Source organism: Streptomyces sp. CBMA291, from assembly GCF_014596525.1.
In the GTDB taxonomy this organism is placed as follows: Bacteria; Actinomycetota; Actinomycetes; order Streptomycetales; family Streptomycetaceae; genus Streptomyces.
On the sequence record NZ_MSJP01000114.1, the window covers coordinates 156,837 to 172,995 of the forward strand.

The window sequence follows — 16,159 nt, forward strand, 5'->3', positions numbered from 1 at the left end:
CGATGACCGACGCGCAGGAGACCGAGCACGGAGGGCCGTCGGTTCCGCAGACCCGTACCGCCCGTCACCGAAGGATCGTCGACATCCTCAACCGGCAGCCGGTGCGCTCGCAGAGCCAGCTCGCCAAGCTCCTCGCGGACGACGGGCTGAGCGTCACCCAGGCGACGCTCTCCCGCGACCTCGACGAGCTGGGCGCGGTGAAGATCCGCAACACCGGCGGCGAGCTGATCTACGCGGTGCCCAGCGAGGGCGGCTTCCGCACCCCGCAGGCGCCGCTCGGGGAGTCCGCCAAGGAGGAGCGCATGCGCCGCCTCTCCGGCGAACTCCTGATCTCCGCCGAGGCGTCCGCGAACCTGGTGGTCCTGCGGACCCCGCCGGGCGCCGCCCAGTTCCTCGCGTCCGCCATCGACCAGGCCGAACTCCACGCGATCCTCGGCACGATCGCGGGCGACGACACCCTCCTCCTCATCAGCCGCGACCCCGCCGGCGGCCAGGCCCTCGCCGACCACCTGCTGCGACTGGCGCAGAAGGACCGCTGACGGGCCCGGTCCCGTCACCCCGCCGACGACGTCGCCGGCCGCTCACCCCCGAGCGGCCGGCGCCGTCGTCTCCGGGGTGCGGGGCCCGGTGGCGGGCTGGGGCGGCAGGGGGAGCGGGAGGGCGGGCAGACCGTCGAGGCTGGTCGCGATGTGCTCCTTCTTCTCGCAGTACGCGCTGAACTCCTCGTCCGTCTTGCGGTTGAAGTACTCGGCGTGCAGCGACCGTTCCTCCTGGAACTCCAGCACGGGAACGGCGAACCCGCAGGCGCTGGCGACCCGCTGGGCCCGCACCAGGATGATCGCCCGCGCACTGCTCTGGCCCTCGACCGCCTCGGCCGGGAAGCGGGCGAAGAGGCCGGGCCAGCGGGGGTCGTCGCGCAGGACGACCTCCCCGGCGCCATGCACCCGTACGACGGTCGGCGGGCCGGAGAACGCGGTCCACATGAGGGTGATGCGGCCGTTGCCCGGCTCGCGCAGATGGGCGATGGTCTCGGCTCCGCTGCCGCCGAAGTCGACGTAGGCGAGAGTCAGTTCGTCGAGGACGACGAGGGTGCCCTTGCGGCCCTTGGGGGAGAGGTTGACGTGCCCGTCGCCGGAGAGCGGCGCGGTCGCGGTGAAGAAGACCAACTGCTCCTCGATGAAGGCCCGAAGACGTTCGTCGATGCGTTCGTATGTCTTTCCCATCCCCCCATGGTGCGCGTGTCGTCCGCGCGGCGCGCCGGGTTATCCCACGGAGCGGACTTCCCTGGCGTACCCCTCGCCTCGCATTGACAAAGAATACGGAGGACCGCATAGTTATGCTGTCGACGTCCTCGCCTCCCGCGGAGGCCGCGGCACCACCCACCCTCCCGAGGAGCAGCAGCTGTGAGCAGCAACAACGGTGACGTCCGGCTCTGGGGCGGACGGTTCGCGGACGGCCCGGCCGAGGCCCTGGCGAAGCTGTCCGCGTCGGTCCACTTCGACTGGCGTCTCGCGCCGTACGACATCGCCGGATCCCGCGCCCACGCGCGCGTGCTGCACAAGGCCGGGCTGCTCACCGAGGACGAACTGACCCGCATGATCGCCGGGCTCGACCAGCTGGAGGCGGACGTCGCCGACGGCTCCTTCGTCGGCACCATCGCCGACGAGGACGTCCACACCGCCCTGGAACGCGGCCTCCTGGAGCGCCTCGGCCCCGACCTCGGCGGCAAGCTGCGCGCCGGCCGGTCCCGCAACGACCAGGTCGCCACCCTCTTCAGGATGTACCTGCGCGACCACGCCCGGATCATCGGCGGCCTCGTCGCCGAACTCCAGGACGCCCTCGTCGGCCTCGCCGAGGCCCACCCGGACGTCGCCATGCCCGGCCGTACGCACCTCCAGCACGCCCAGCCGGTGCTCTTCGCGCACCACGTCCTGGCCCACGCCCAGTCCCTCTCCCGGGACGCCGAGCGGCTGCGCCAGTGGGACACCCGGACGGCCGTCTCCCCGTACGGCTCCGGCGCCCTCGCCGGTTCCTCCCTCGGGCTCGACCCGGAGTCCGTCGCCAAGGACCTCGGCTTCGAGCGCGGCTCGGTCGGCAACTCGATCGACGGCACGGCCTCGCGCGACTTCGTCGCCGAGTTCGCCTTCATCACCGCGATGATCGGGATCAACCTCTCGCGGATCGCCGAGGAGATCATCATCTGGAACACGAAGGAGTTCTCCTTCGTGACCCTGCACGACGCCTTCTCCACCGGCTCGTCGATCATGCCGCAGAAGAAGAACCCCGACATCGCCGAGCTGGCCCGGGGCAAGTCCGGCCGCCTCATCGGCAACCTCTCCGGTCTGCTCGCCACCCTGAAGGCGCTCCCGCTCGCCTACAACCGCGACCTCCAGGAGGACAAGGAGCCGGTCTTCGACTCCTGCGACCAGCTGGAGGTCCTGCTCCCCGCCTTCACCGGCATGATGGCCACGCTCACCGTCAACCGGGACCGCATGGAGGAGCTGGCCCCGGCCGGCTTCTCGCTCGCGACGGACATCGCCGAGTGGCTGGTCAAGCAGGGCGTCCCGTTCCGGGTGGCGCACGAGGTCGCGGGCGAGTGCGTCAAGGTCGCCGAGTCCGAGGGCAAGGAACTCGACGAGCTGACGGACGAGCAGTTCGCCAAGATCTCCGAGCACCTCACCCCCGAGGTCCGCACGGTCCTCAACGTCCCCGGCGCCCTCGCCTCCCGCGACGGACGCGGCGGCACCGCGCCCTCCGCCGTCGCCGTCCAGCTGGTCGAGGTCAAGGCGGACCTGGTCATCCAGCACGCCTGGGCCACCGCCAAGCAGAAGTAGGCGCACCGCCGGAACCCCCGGCCGTACCTCGTCACCCAGCGCCGCCGCCCCTCTCCCGGACGGCGGCGCTGCCGTACGTACGGCTCCGACGCCCCCTGGCCGGTACTCCGACGCCCCCCGGCCAGTACTCCGGCGCCCCCGGGCCGGTACTCCGACGCCCCGGTCGGCACTCCGGCCCCCTGGCCGTGGCCCCGGCACCCCGGCCGGCACCCCGACCGGCATCCCTGCACCCCGGTCGGCACTCCGGCTGATACCCCGGCACCCCAGGCGAATCGAGCCCCCCTCGATGAGTCATGCGACTCCCGAATGAGACATCGATGTCTCATTCGGTGTACAGTCGTCTCATGTCAGTCGACCGCACCCAGGTGCTCCGTGCCGCCGCCGCCCTGCTCACGCGCAAGGCCACCGCCACCATGGACGAGGTCGCCCGTGCCGCCGGGATCGGCCGGGCCACCCTCCACCGGCACTTCGCCGGACGGGACGCCCTGGTGCGGGCGCTCGAAGAGCTGGGCATCCAGGAGATGGAGCAGGCGCTCGACCGCGCCCGGCTCGACGAGGGGCCCGAGGACGAGGCGCTGCGCCGGTTCGTCGCCGAGGCCGAGCCCGTCGCGCCCCTCCTGTCGTTCCTCGTCACGGAGAACCAGCTCTTCGAGGGCGACCAGCTGCACGAGGGCTGGGAACGCCTCGACGCCCGCATCGCCGCCCTCTTCCGGCGCGGCCAGGAGCGGGGCGTCTTCCGGATCGACCTGACCCCCGCCTGGCTCTGCGAGGCCCTCTACGGGCTCATCGGCTCCGGTGCCTGGGCCGTACACGACGGCCGGGTCGCAGCCAAGGACTTCCAGTACATGATCGTCGAGCTGCTGCTCGGCGGAGCACGCAGGAGCGTGGAGCAGTGACCACCAGCACCCTCACGAACCGGAGCCATACCGAGGGCGCGCACCGCCCCGGCAGGTGGCTCGCCCTCTCCGTCCTCGTCCTGGCCGTCCTCCTCGTGGCGGTCGACGCCACGGTCCTCGGCCTCGCCACCCCCTTTCTCTCCGAGGACCTGAAGCCCTCGGGCACCCAGCTCCTCTGGATCGGCGACGTCTACTCCTTCGTCATCGCCGGACTCCTGGTCTCCATGGGCAGTCTCGGCGACCGCATCGGACGCAAGAAGCTGCTCCTGATCGGCGCCACCGCCTTCGGCGCCGTCTCCGTCCTCAACGCCTACGCGACCAGCCCCGAGGCGATGATCGCGGCCCGCGCCCTCCTCGGTGTCGCCGGTGCCACCCTGATGCCCTCCACCCTGGCGCTCATCCGCAACCTCTTCCACGACCCGCGCGAGCGCAGCCTCGCCATCGGCATCTGGGGTGCGATGGCCTCGGCCGGTGCCGCCGTCGGACCGGTCGTCGGCGGATTCCTGCTCGAACACTTCTGGTGGGGCTCGGTCTTCCTCATCAACCTGCCCGTGATGGGCGTCCTCGTCGTCGTCGGCCTCAAGCTGATCCCCGAGTCGAAGAACCCCGCCCCTGGCCCCTGGGACCTGCCGAGCGTGCTGCTCTCCCTCGTCGGCATGATCGGCGTCGTCTACGCGATCAAGGAACTGGCCTCGCACGGCGCCTCCCTCGACGCGGCGGTCGCCGCCCTCGCCGGCATCGCGGCCCTGACCTGGTTCGTCCGCAGGCAGCTGACCCTGGCCGCGCCGCTCCTGGACATGCGCCTCTTCCGCCACCGGGGCTTCTCGGGCGCCGTACTCGCCGATCTGCTGACCATCCTCGGCCTCTCCGGCCTGGTCTTCTTCCTGTCCCAGTTCTTCCAGCTGGTCCAGGGCCGCCACCCCCTGGAGGCGGGGCTCGCCGAGCTGCCCGCCGCCGTCGGCGCGGTCACGGCCGGTCTGATGGCGGGACTCGCGGCCCGGCGCTTCTCCGTCCGGTCGGTGGTCTCCGGCGGACTCGCGGCGGTCGGCCTCTCCCTGGCCGTCCTCACCACGCTCGACCAGCACACCGGCTATCCGCTGCTCGGCGGCGCCCTGCTCGTCGTGGGCGTGGGCGCGGGATTCGCCTTCACCGTCACCGCCGACGTGATCCTCTCCAGCGTCCCCAAGGAACAGGCCGGTTCCGCCTCGGCCGTCTCCGAGACCGCGTACGAGCTGGGCGCCGCGCTCGGCATCGCCCTCCTCGGCTCGATCGTGACCGGCGTCTACCGCGACTTCGCCACCCCGTCCGGCGTCCCCTCGGGCACCGCGTCCGCCGCCCACGAGTCGCTCGGCGGCGCGGTCGAGGCCTCCGGATCCCTGGCCCCGGAGACGGCGACGGCCCTGGTGTCGGCAGCCCAGGAGGCCTTCGTGGACGGGCTGCGGATCGCCGCGGGCGTCGGCGCCGCGGTCCTGCTCGCGACGGCGGTCGCCGCCTGGTTCCTGCTCAAGGGCCAGAAGCTGGAGGACGGCGTCGAGCACTGACGCCCCCGCGCGTGCCGGACGGGCCTCTCCGGACCGTCCCGGAACGCACCGGTGCCCCGTACGGACGCATCCGTACGGGGCACCGGCACGCGCGGACTCAGGCCGCCTTGGCCTTGGTCGCGTACATGTCCACGTACTCCTGCCCGGACAGGCGCATGACCTCGGCCATCACCGAGTCCGTCACCGCCCGCAGCACATAGCGGTCGCGGTCCATCCCGTCGTACCGCGAGAACTCCATCGCCTCGCCGAAGCGGACCGTCACCCGGCCCGGACGCGGGAAGCCCGACCCGCCCGGCTGGATCTTGTCGGTGCCGATCATCGCGAACGGGATGACCGGGGCCCCGGTCATCAGGGTGAGGCGCGCGATGCCCGTACGGCCCCGGTACAGCCGGCCGTCGGGGGAGCGGGTGCCCTCCGGGTAGATGGAGAAGATCTTGCCCTCCTCCAGGATCCGGCGGCCGGTCATCAGCGCCGCGACACCGCCGCGCCCGCCGTCGCGGTCCACCGGGATCATGCCGACACTGGTGAAGAACCAGGCCATCGCCCGGCCCTTGAGGCCCTTGCCGGTCACGTACTCGTCCTTGCCGATGAAGTAGACCGGGCGGTCCAGACAGATCGGCATGATCATCGAGTCGATGAAGGTCAGGTGGTTGCCCGCGAGGATGACGGGACCGGTCCCCGGGATGTTCTCGGTGCCCTCCACGCGGGGGCGGAACATCAGGCGCATGACCGGCCCGAGCACTGCCTTGATGATCGCATGACGGGACAACGGTTCCTCCGGTGCGGGTCGGTCCAGCTGACGGTGCAGCAGGCGACGATACTCGCGGCGCGCGGCCGTGCGCACATCGGGTTCACGGAGTGGATACGTGGTGTTGACGCGTGTTTCCGCCATGTTCGGCCGCGGTCTGCCGCCCGTAGGGGCCCGGTGCCTAGCGTCGGGGCACACCCGTCGACAGCGGCGGCACACCACAGCAGGAGGGCACTTCCATGACCCAGGGCGAACGCCGGACCCCGGCGCGGCGGACGGTTCTCGGAGCGGCGGGCGCCACGGTGCTCGGCGCCTCCACGGCCCTCACGGCCGGTACGGGCACGGCTCTCGCGGCGGGCGCGGGGGCCGCGCCCGCCGGACGGCCGCACGGCCACGGCGGCTACCGCTCGCTCCCCGTCCCCACCGTCATAGGCCACCGGGGCGCCAGCGGCTACCGCCCCGAGCACACCCTCGGCTCCTACCAGCTCGCCCTGGACCTCGGCGCCCACGTCGTCGAACAGGACCTCGTCCCCACCAAGGACGGACACCTGGTCTGCCGCCACGAGAACGACATCACCGGCACCACCGACGTCGCCGACCACCCCGAGTTCGCCTCCCGCAAGACCACCAAGACCGTCGACGGGGCCAAGCTCACCGGCTGGTTCACCGAGGACTTCACCCTCGCCGAGCTGAAGACCCTGCGCGCCAAGGAGCGGATTCCGGCCACTCGCCAGGAGAACACCCTCTACGACGGCCGGTGGACCGTCCCGACCTTCGAGGAGGTCCTGCGCTGGGCCGAGGACGAGGGCCGCCGCCGGGGCCGCCCGGTCTGGCTGCACGTCGAGACCAAGCACCCCAGCTACTTCCGCGCCCTCGGCCTCGGCCTTGAGGAGCGCCTCGCCAAGCTGCTCCGCCGGTACGGGCGGCACCGCGCCGACTCCCCGGTCTTCCTCCAGTCCTTCGAGCCGGGCAGCATCCAGCGCCTGGCGAAGCTGGTCGACGCGCCCGGCGTCGTCCTGCTCTCCGGCGCGAACAGCCGCCCCTGGGACTTCGTCGAGGCGGGCGACCCGCGCACGGTCGCGGACCTCGTCACCCCCAAGGGCCTGCGCTGGATCGCCTCCTACGCGCGGGGCATCGGCCCCACCCTCGACCTGGTCATCCCCAAGGACGCGAGCGGGCGCCTCGGCGACCCCACGACCCTGGTGCGCGACGCGCACGCGGCGGGCCTGATCCTCCACCCGTACACCCACCGCAACGAGAACACCTTCCTGCCGGTGGAGTTCCGCCGGGGCACGGACCCGACGGCGTACGGCGACGCCTTCGGGGCCCTGAAGCGGTACCTGGAGACCGGCATCGACGGCATCTTCGCCGACAACCCGGACACGGCCCTGCTCGCGGCGGCGGACCTGGACAACCGGGGCTGAGCCCGCGGGAGGGGTGCACGGGCCGGGGGACGCACGAGTCGGAGGCGGTACGGGCCGGGCGTACGGGCCGGGTCCACGAGCCGAGGGGCGTACGGGCCGAGGGGCGTACGGGTTGGGCGGCGGGCCCGTACACCCCTCGCACGGGTGGTTTGCGGCGCGGACCGCAACCACGCGCGCGTGCCCCGCCATCTCGCCCCTCATGACCAACCCCGCGACCAACCCCCTGCCCACTTCCGCGACCAACCCCCTGCCCACTTCCGAGACCGCCGCCCCAGCCGCGCCTTCCGCCCCAGCAGGGCCTTCCGCCCCAGCCGCGCCTTCCGCCCCCGCCGAGCCCACGGCCCCCGCAGAAACAGGGCTCACCTCCGGGGAAACAGGGCTCACCCCTGCGGAACCCGGGCTCACCCCCGCAGGACCGAGGCCCACGCCCGTGGCGCAGGAGACCGCCCCCGGCCTCCTCGCCGCGCTCGCGCCCCTGCTCGCCGCCGAGTCGGACGCCGAGGCGCCCGCCGCCGGGGTCGACCCCGGGGACCTCGAACAGGCCGTCTGGCTCCGGCTTCTGGAACGGCTCCGGGAGACCGGCGCCGCCCCCGAGCGGCCCGCCGAATGGCTGCGCCGGGCCGTCCGGGCGGAGGCCCGCCGGGCCCGCAGGACCCGCCACCACGAGCGCCCCTACCTCGACGAGCCCGTCCACGAGCCGGCCGGCGCCGAGCCGCACGGCTCTCCCGAGCACTCCCTGCTGGTCGACGAGGGCCGCCGCTTCCTGCGCGCCGCCGTCACCCGAACGCCCGGACGCTGTCCCCGGGTGCTGACCGCGATGCTCGACCCCCAGGACCACACCTACCGCGAAATCGCAGGAGAGTTGGGTATCTCACAGGGCAGTCTGGGGCCGATGCGTTCCCGTTGCCTGGGATGCCTGCGCAGAATGCTGGCGGCAGAGGTTCCCGCTCCCGGCCGATGGGGAAGGGTGCGGTAAACCGATGATCGACCAGATGAGCGGGAGGCGTGCACACATGGGCCTGAGCGTGACCATCTCGGCAGCGGCAGCACGGGACGCGGAGCACATCCTGAAGCTTCAGTACCTCTGCTACCAGAGCGAGGCGGAGCTTTACGGTGACTGGTCCATCGAACCGCTCACCCAGTCCCTCGACGCCCTGCGCGCCGAACTCGACGAGGGGTACGGTCTCGTGGCCCGGCTCGGGGACGAGGTCGTCGCCTCCGTGCGCGCCCGGCTCGACGAGGACGGCACCGTGCGGATCGCCAAGCTGATCGTCCACCCGCGCATGCGGCGGCACGGTCTCGGCGGGCGGCTCCTCGACGCCATCGAGAACCACTTCGCGACCGGCGCCGACCGGCTGCCCGCCCCGCCCGCCAAGCGCTTCCGGCTCTTCACCGGCCACCGCGGCGAGGGCGACCTGCGCCTCTACCGCAGCCGGGGGTACACCCGAGTGGCCACCGGCGAGGCCGGTCCCGCGGTGACCCTGGTGACCCTGGAGAAGGCCGCCTGAGCGAGGGTCACCGCCCGGCCCGTCCTCAGGACGCCGGACCGCGCGACTTCCGCAGCCACCAGATGCCGGTCAGCGGCAGCAGCACCGGGATGAAGAGGTAGCCGTAGCCGTAGTCCGACCAGACCGTCGCGTCCGGGAAGGCGGACGGCTCCACCAGCGTCCACGTCCCGACCACCAGGACACCCGCCAGCTCGGCGGCGCAGCACACCAGCGCCGCCCTGCGGGCCGTCTCCCCGCCGCGTACCAGGGTGTACGTGATGAAGGCGTAGACGACGGCGGCCACCGCCGAAAGGGCGTACGCGAGCGGGGCGCGGTCGAACTCGGTGGCGATCTGGTAGACCGACCGCGAGACCGCGCCGACCGACATCACGCCGTACAGCCATACGAGCAGTATGCCGGGGCCGCTGACGAGCCGGGTCTTCGCGCCCGGCGTGCCCTGCGCCCGCTCTTGCGTCTCGGTCATGGTCAGCCCACCGTCCAGATGTCGTAGAGACGCACTTCGAGCACGGCCAGCACGACCGCGCCCGCGGCCACCGTGGCCGAACCCCACCGGCTCCGCTCGGCGAGCGACATGGAACCGGCGATGGGCACCGCGCACAGCGCCCCGAGGAGATAGGCGACGAAGATCGTCGCGCCCTCCTCCGCCTTCTCGCCACGCGCCAGCTGCACGATTCCGACGATCAGCTGGACCAGGACGAGGAAGGTCACCACGGCCATGCCGATGAAGTGCCAGTCCTTGGTCGGCTGATCGCGGAGGGCGGCGTAGCCGCACCAGGCGGCGAGGGCGAGCGCGGCCGCGGCGACCGCGACCGTCAGGGCGTCAAGCATGCGCCCGAGGGTATTACGGGGCGAAGGGCCCGATGTCCGCGGCCCCACCGCCGCACCCCGCCGAAGGGCGTCCGGGACGTGGCCTTGGCCACAGCCGGGGCCCGCGCCGGGCCCTCCGTACCCCCGCCGCCCCTCCTCTTGATCCCTGCTCTCCGCAGGCCACGGCGGGAAAACGAGGCGGAATGGCAGGCTCGGAGCCGTATCGGGATACGTCTCAAAGGTGTCCGCTATTCGGACAACCCCTTTCGTCCCCATCTGAGCGTGGTTTACTTGCAGCCATGACCACGACGAGCAGCCGCACCCTTGCGACCGAGGCGATCACGACGCCCGGTGCTCGTTGTATGTGTCGAATGCGCGCCTTCTGAGGGCCCCCGCCTGAGTCTCACGCCCCGAAGCGAGACCGACGGCCGTGCCGCTCCGCCCGCCCTCCGGCGGCGGACCGTGCCCGCCCCGCGCACCCCACCGACTCCCGGCCGAGGCCGGAGCGGACTCCGTGCGCCTGACTGTCCGAATTGACGAATGCCCCGTGCGTGACGGACCCCGCGTCACGCACTCGACAGTGACGGAAACCCCTGTGATCACCACTTCGGGCCTGACCAAGGTCTACGAGTCGCGCGGCCGGCAGGTCACCGCTCTGGACGGTGTCGACCTCCACGTCCGCGAGGGCGAGGTCTTCGGCGTGATCGGCCAGAGCGGCGCCGGCAAGTCCTCCCTCATCCGCTGCGTCAACCTCCTGGAGCGCCCCACCTCCGGCACGGTGACCGTCGACGGCGTCGACCTCACCGCCCTCGCCGGGAAGGGCCGCCGCGCGGGCAAGGGCCTGCGCCGGGCCCGCAGCGGCATCGGCATGGTCTTCCAGCACTTCAACCTGCTGTCCTCCCGCACGGTCAAGGACAACATCGAGCTTCCCCTGGAGATCCTCGGCGTCTCCGGCGCCGAGCGCTCCCGCCGGGCCCTCGAACTCCTCGACCTCGTCGGTCTCGCCGACAAGGCCAAGGCCTACCCCGGGCAGCTCTCCGGCGGCCAGAAGCAGCGCGTCGGCATCGCCCGCGCCCTCGCGGGCGAGCCCAAGGTACTGCTCTCCGACGAGGCCACCAGCGCCCTCGACCCGGAGACCACCCGCTCCATCCTCCAGCTGCTGCGCGACCTCAACCGGCAGCTCGGCCTCACCGTCCTCCTCATCACCCACGAGATGGACGTCGTGAAGACGATCTGCGACTCCGCCGCGCTGATGGCACACGGCCGGGTCCTCGAATCCGGCACCGTCGGCGAACTGCTCGCCACCCCCGGCTCCCGGCTGGCGACCGAGCTGTTCCCGCTCAGCGGCGCCCACACCGGACCCGACCGCACGGTCGTCGACGTCACCTTCCACGGCGACTCCGCGAACCAGCCGGTCATCTCCCAGCTCTCCCGCACGTACAACATCGACATCTCGATCCTCGGGGCGGCGATGGACACCGTCGGCGGCCGGCAGATCGGCCGGATGCGGATCGAACTCCCCGGACGGTACGAGGACAACGTCGTCCCGGTCGGCTTCCTGCGCGAACAGGGCCTCCAGGTCGAACTCGTCGAGGTGCCGGACCCCGTCGCCACCGTCCCCGCCCCCGCCCACACCCTCCTGAAGGAAGGTGCCAAGTGACCTGGTCCGAGATGCAGCCCCTGCTGGAGCAGGGCACGGTCGACACGCTCTACATGGTCCTGTGGGCCACCGTCGTCACCATCGTCGGCGGACTGCCGCTCGGCATCCTCCTGGTCCTCACCGACCGGGGCGGACTGCTCCAGAACCTCGCGGTGAACAAGGTCGTCGGCGCGATCGTGAACATCGGCCGCTCGATGCCCTTCATCATCCTGCTGATCGCCCTGATCCCCTTCACCACCTTCGTCGTCGGCACCTTCATCGGCCCGACCGCGATGATCGTGCCGCTCGCCATCGGCGCCATCCCCTTCTTCGCCCGGCTCGTCGAGACGGCCGTCCGCGAGGTCGACCACGGACTCGTCGAGGCCGTCCAGTCCATGGGCGGCGGCATCCCCACCATCGTCCGCAAGGTCCTGCTCCCGCAGGCACTGCCCTCGCTGGTCTCCGCCGTCACCACCACGATCATCGTCCTCATCGGCTACTCCGCGATGGCCGGCGCGGTCGGCGGCGAAGGCCTCGGCTCCAAGGCCGTCACCTACGGCTACGCGCGCTTCGACACCACGTTCATGCTGGTCACCGTGGTCGTCCTGGTCGTCATCGTGACCGTCGTCCAGCTCATCGGCGACGGGGTCGTACGACTCCTCGCCCGCCGGGGCCACACCGCCTGACCCGCCCCGGCCACCCCAGACTTCGTCCTTCGAAGAACAAGCCCGGACTCGTTGTCCAGGCGTCCACCGCACCACCGGAAAGAGGCACTCTTCGTGCGTAAGAACATCAAGCTCACCGCCGGTATCGCCACCACCGCCGCCCTCGCCCTCGGCCTCACCGCCTGCGGCACCTCCTCGGACCCCGCCGCCGACAAGGGCGCGTCCGCCGACAAGCCGCTCGTCGTCGCCGCGTCCCCGACGCCGCACGCCGAGATCCTGAAGTTCGTCAAGGACAACCTGGCCGAGAAGGCCGGCCTGAAGCTGGAGGTGAAGGAGTTCACGGACTACATCCTGCCGAACACCGCCACCGAGACCGGCCAGGTCGACGCCAACTTCTTCCAGCACAAGCCGTACCTCGACGACTTCAACGTGAAGAACAAGACCCACCTCGTCGCGGTGGCCAACACCCACCTGGAGCCCCTGGGCTTCTACTCCAAGAAGCTCTCGTCCCTCAAGGACGTCAAGCCCGGCCAGACCATCGCCATCCCCAACGACACCACCAACGGCGGCCGCGCCCTCCAGCTGCTCGCCGCCAACAACCTGATCACCGTCAAGCCGGGCGTCGGCACCAACGCCAAGGTCTCCGACATCACCGACAAGAAGGGCCTGGAGTTCAAGGAGCTGGAGGCCGCCACCGTGCCCCGCGCCCTGAACGACGTGGACGCCGCCGTCATCAACGGCAACTACGCCATCGAGGCCCACCTGGAGCCCACCAAGGACGCCATCGTCCTGGAGAAGGCCGACGGCAACCCGTACGCCAACATCCTCGTCGTCAAGCAGGGCGACGAGAAGGACGCCCGGGTGCAGAAGCTCATCGAGCTGCTCCACTCCTCCGAGGTGAAGAAGTTCATCGAGGACAACTACAAGGGCGCGGTCATCCCGGCCTTCGGCCCCGTCAAGTAAGGACCGGAACCCGGCGGCCGGCCCGGCCGCCAGGCCACCGGCCCGTCACGGCCCTCGCACGCAAGGCCCCCGCACCCCACCCGGGTGCGCGGGGTCTTCGCCGCGACCCGGCCACGACACCCCACCCGGCCATGCGCGGCGGCGGCCACATGCTGCATGCTGTGCCTTCACGCCCGACTCGGACGGTCCTCCTCGGCATGGAGCTGCGCATGACTACCACCTTCCCGGACATCTCCATCAACACGGACCGGCTGGTGCTGCGCGCGCTCGAAGAAGCGGACGCCCCCGCCCTCGCCGAGATGATGAACGACGAACTCGTCGCCGCCTGGACCTCGTTGCCCCAGCCCTTCACCGAGGCCGCCGCCCACACCTGGATCACCGAGTACGCGCCCGCCGAGCGCGCCGCGGGCCGGGGCATCGACCTCGCCGTCACCGAGTTCCTCACCCAGCGCCTGGTCGGCGTGATCCAGCTCGGCAAGACCAACTGGCGGGTCCGCTCCACCGAGATCTCCTACATCATCGCCCCCTGGGCACGCGGCGAGGGATACGCCTCCGAAGCCGCCCTCGCCACCGCCCAATGGCTCTTCGGCGACCAGAAGTTCGAGCGCATGGAGATCCGCACGGCCGCCGACAACACCGCCTCCCAGCAGGTCGCCCAGAAGATCGGCTGCATCAGCGAGGGCGTCCTGCGCAACGCCTGCATAGCCCGAGCCCGCACCGAGGACGGCGACTGGACCGAGCTGCGCACCGACTACATCGTCTGGGGCCTCCTCCCCGAGGACCTCGACGGCGTCGCCGACCAGATGGCCGAGGCCGGATACTCCTCCTTCACCGACTGGAGCTGAGCCCCGGCACCCGGCCGAGATACGCTCTCAAAGCTTCCCACCTGCGACGACACCAGGAGACAGACCACAATGGCCGACCGCGTCACGGTGATCGGCTGGGACGGTTCGCCCCTCACCGCCGCGGGCAGGGCCGCACTGTCGGCCGCCACCCTGGTGGCCGGCGCCGCGCACCACCTGACGCTGCCCGAAGTACCGCCCGCCGCCGAACGCGTCCGCCTCGGCAGCGTCGACCTCGCCGCCCGCCGCATCGCGGCCCACCGGGGCACCGCCGTCGTCCTCGCCGACGGAGACCCCGGCTTCTTCGGCGTCGTCCGCACCCTGCGCGCCCCCGAACACGGCCTCGAAGTCGAGGTCGTCCCGGCGGTCTCCGCCGTGGCCGCCGCCTTCGCCCGCGCCGGAATGCCCTGGGAGGACGCCCGCACCGTCGTCGCCCACCAGCGCACCCTGCGCCGCGCGGTCAACGTCTGCCGCGCCCACCCCAAGGTCGCCGTCCTCACCTCGCCCGGCGCCGGACCCGCCGAACTCGCCCTCCTCCTCGACGGCGTCCACCGCACCTTCGTCGTCTGCGAGGAACTGGGCACCACCCGCGAACGCGTGTCCGTGCTCACCTCCGACAGGGCCGCCGACCACGCCTGGCGCGATCCCAACGTCGTCCTCGTCATCGGCGGCGGCGCCACCGGCACCACTCCCGCCGCCCCCTGGCTCACCGGCCACTCCACCACCGCCCTTCCGGTACGCGGCTGGGGACTGCCCACCGAGGAGTACGGCCCCGCCGCCCCCGGCCGGGACCGGCCCGGCACCGGCGAGGACCCCTCCCTGCGCGCCGCCCAGCTCGCCCGGCTCGGGCCACGGCCCGGGGACCTCGTCTGGGACATCGGCTGCGCAGGCGGCGCCTTCTCCGTCGAGGCGGCCCGCTTCGGCGCCGCCGTCATCGCCGTGGACGCCGACCCGGCCGCCTGCGCCCGCACCGAACAGGCCGCCCGCCGCCACGGCGCACTCCTCCAGACCGTCCCCGGCCGCGCCCCGCACGTCCTTGAACGCCTGCCCGAACCCGACGTCGTACGGATCGCGGCGGGCGGCGTCCCCGTCGTCACCGCCTGCACTGACCGGCGGCCGGAGCGGATCGTCGCCCACGCCTCCACCCGCGACGAGGCGGAGGCCGTCGGCGCCGCCCTCGCCGACGGCGGCTACGAGGTCGAGAGCCTGCTGCTCCAGACCGTCGGACTCGACCCCGGCGACTGGTCCGAACGGGAGCGCTGCGTCGTCTTCCTGCTCTCCGGACGAAGGATCGAGCGCTCCCCCTGACGAGGGACTGTCAGGGGGCGGGGTAGGCTGGCGGATTGTTGTACCACGTCCTGACGTTCGGCGATTCGTTCGGCAATGTCCCGAATGGTTGGATCTTGTGTGTCACCGGCGTGGTACGCCCCCAACGAGGACCGCGCGACGTGGCGCAGTCCACAACCCACCGTGGCGAATCTCCCTGCCATGGAGGCCGGGGGCCGCGACAATGGACGGGCACCCGCGTGTCCTTCGTGCCGCGCGGCGCGCGCGCTCGTTCTTGTCGACGGGCGCAGGTCTGAAGGAACACAAGCGATGGGCGAGGGGTTACGCATGACGGACACCGGCCAGGTCCCTGGCGAGGGACAGCCGGAGAACTCAGGCATGGTCGAGCAGCCGGGCATCCCCGCACCGGGCGCGTACACCTTCCTGGACCCCTCCGGGCACACCGCCGAGGACGACGAGATCCTGCTCATGCCGGGCGCCCAGGGCGCCTGGAGCGAGCACCCGCCGGGCGTCGCACCCGCACCCCCGGTCGCCGTGCCGCCCCCGCCGGCCGCACCGCCGCTCCCGAACCAGGCGATGGCCCACCCGGGCCCGCCGCACCCGCTCGTCGACCCGCTGACGGCCCCGCTCGACGCGGTGGCCCTCGCCGACGTCCTGACGGCCCCCCAGCAGACCCCGCCCCGGGGCGTGCCGGTCCCGCACCCGGGCACCCCGGCCCACGGCGTGCCCGTCGAGCAGTTCACCGGCACCCCGGCCCACGGCGTGCCCGTCGCGCCGCACGCCACCGACCACGGCTACGAGCCGGGCATCCTCGACACCGGCGCCCACGAGGCCGCGGGCCACGACCGCACGCCACCGACCACGGCTACGAGCCGGGCATCCTCGACACCGGCGCCCACGAGGCCGCGGGCCACGACACCGGCTCCGTCCGCGTGCCCCCCGCCGCCCAGACCGCGCCCCGCCGCCCGCTCCACATGGGCCCGCCGCTGCCCGAGTCCGGTGGCG

16 protein-coding genes and 1 pseudogene are annotated in these 16,159 nt (G+C 72.2%); 13 read left to right on the top strand and 4 right to left on the bottom strand.

The window, feature by feature from the left end; genetic code table 11:
• The first annotated feature begins 2 nt into the window (after window positions 1-2).
• Window positions 3-539, top strand: a complete 537-nt coding sequence (locus BU197_RS28995; protein WP_188271293.1) for an arginine repressor — start codon at window positions 3-5, stop codon at window positions 537-539.
• A 42-nt stretch (window positions 540-581) separates the two neighbouring features.
• Here BU197_RS28995 and BU197_RS29000 read toward each other — a convergent pair whose 3' ends face one another.
• Window positions 582-1,223, bottom strand: coding sequence for a pyridoxamine 5'-phosphate oxidase family protein (locus tag BU197_RS29000; RefSeq protein WP_188271294.1), 642 nt, complete (start codon window positions 1,221-1,223; stop codon window positions 582-584).
• Window positions 1,224-1,403: 180 nt separating this feature from the next.
• Between BU197_RS29000 and argH the strand changes: the two genes are divergently transcribed.
• The 3 genes from argH (at window position 1,404) to BU197_RS29015 (ending at window position 5,271) form a co-directional block, all read left to right on the top strand.
• A complete protein-coding gene (gene argH, locus BU197_RS29005; RefSeq protein ID WP_188271295.1) occupies window positions 1,404-2,834 on the top strand; it encodes an argininosuccinate lyase in 1,431 nt (476 codons plus the stop codon).
• A gap of 344 nt (window positions 2,835-3,178) precedes the next feature.
• Window positions 3,179-3,730 carry a TetR/AcrR family transcriptional regulator gene (locus BU197_RS29010; RefSeq protein ID WP_188271296.1) on the top strand — a complete coding sequence of 184 codons (552 nt, stop codon included), beginning with the start codon at window positions 3,179-3,181 and terminating at the stop codon, window positions 3,728-3,730.
• Window positions 3,727-5,271 carry an MFS transporter gene (locus BU197_RS29015; RefSeq protein WP_188271297.1) on the top strand — a complete coding sequence of 515 codons (1,545 nt, stop codon included), beginning with the start codon at window positions 3,727-3,729 and terminating at the stop codon, window positions 5,269-5,271. The genes BU197_RS29010 and BU197_RS29015 overlap by 4 nt, the downstream gene beginning before the upstream one ends.
• Window positions 5,272-5,368: 97 nt before the next feature.
• Here the strand turns inward: BU197_RS29015 and BU197_RS29020 are convergent, their stop codons facing one another.
• Window positions 5,369-6,040, bottom strand: a complete 672-nt coding sequence (locus tag BU197_RS29020; protein ID WP_188271298.1) for a lysophospholipid acyltransferase family protein — start codon at window positions 6,038-6,040, stop codon at window positions 5,369-5,371.
• A 218-nt stretch (window positions 6,041-6,258) separates the two neighbouring features.
• Between BU197_RS29020 and BU197_RS29025 the strand changes: the two genes are divergently transcribed.
• The 3 genes from BU197_RS29025 (at window position 6,259) to BU197_RS29035 (ending at window position 8,951) form a co-directional block, all read left to right on the top strand.
• Window positions 6,259-7,443, top strand: coding sequence for a glycerophosphodiester phosphodiesterase (locus BU197_RS29025; protein WP_188271299.1), 1,185 nt, complete (start codon window positions 6,259-6,261; stop codon window positions 7,441-7,443).
• Window positions 7,444-7,873: 430 nt separating this feature from the next.
• On the top strand, window positions 7,874-8,419 hold the full coding sequence (locus BU197_RS29030; RefSeq protein ID WP_188271300.1) for an RNA polymerase sigma factor: 546 nt from the start codon (window positions 7,874-7,876) through the stop codon (window positions 8,417-8,419).
• A 37-nt stretch (window positions 8,420-8,456) separates the two neighbouring features.
• A complete protein-coding gene (locus tag BU197_RS29035) occupies window positions 8,457-8,951 on the top strand; it encodes a GNAT family N-acetyltransferase (RefSeq protein ID WP_188271317.1) in 495 nt (164 codons plus the stop codon).
• 25 nt (window positions 8,952-8,976) lie between these two features.
• Here the strand turns inward: BU197_RS29035 and BU197_RS29040 are convergent, their stop codons facing one another.
• Complete coding sequence (locus tag BU197_RS29040; protein WP_188271301.1) at window positions 8,977-9,414, bottom strand: hypothetical protein; 438 nt, start codon at window positions 9,412-9,414, stop codon at window positions 8,977-8,979.
• 2 nt (window positions 9,415-9,416) lie between these two features.
• Window positions 9,417-9,779: a hypothetical protein gene (locus tag BU197_RS29045; RefSeq protein ID WP_188271302.1), complete on the bottom strand. Its 363-nt coding sequence runs from the start codon at window positions 9,777-9,779 to the stop codon at window positions 9,417-9,419.
• Between the two features lie 574 nt (window positions 9,780-10,353).
• Between BU197_RS29045 and BU197_RS29050 the strand changes: the two genes are divergently transcribed.
• The 6 genes and pseudogenes from BU197_RS29050 to BU197_RS29075 form a co-directional block, all read left to right on the top strand.
• Complete coding sequence (locus tag BU197_RS29050; RefSeq protein WP_188271303.1) at window positions 10,354-11,418, top strand: methionine ABC transporter ATP-binding protein; 1,065 nt, start codon at window positions 10,354-10,356, stop codon at window positions 11,416-11,418.
• On the top strand, window positions 11,415-12,083 hold the full coding sequence (locus tag BU197_RS29055; RefSeq protein ID WP_188271304.1) for a methionine ABC transporter permease: 669 nt from the start codon (window positions 11,415-11,417) through the stop codon (window positions 12,081-12,083). Before BU197_RS29050 ends, BU197_RS29055 begins: the two co-directional genes overlap by 4 nt.
• A 93-nt stretch (window positions 12,084-12,176) precedes the next feature.
• Complete coding sequence (locus BU197_RS29060; RefSeq protein ID WP_188271305.1) at window positions 12,177-13,025, top strand: MetQ/NlpA family ABC transporter substrate-binding protein; 849 nt, start codon at window positions 12,177-12,179, stop codon at window positions 13,023-13,025.
• A 209-nt stretch (window positions 13,026-13,234) separates the two neighbouring features.
• Complete coding sequence (locus BU197_RS29065) at window positions 13,235-13,870, top strand: GNAT family N-acetyltransferase (RefSeq protein WP_188271306.1); 636 nt, start codon at window positions 13,235-13,237, stop codon at window positions 13,868-13,870.
• A 69-nt stretch (window positions 13,871-13,939) separates the two neighbouring features.
• Window positions 13,940-15,175 (top strand): precorrin-6y C5,15-methyltransferase (decarboxylating) subunit CbiE, encoded by a 1,236-nt coding sequence (cbiE, locus tag BU197_RS29070; RefSeq protein WP_188271307.1) that lies wholly within the window; start codon window positions 13,940-13,942, stop codon window positions 15,173-15,175.
• A gap of 306 nt (window positions 15,176-15,481) precedes the next feature.
• Window positions 15,482-16,159 (top strand): annotated as a pseudogene (locus BU197_RS29075) (5,6-dimethylbenzimidazole synthase); the annotation flags it as partial.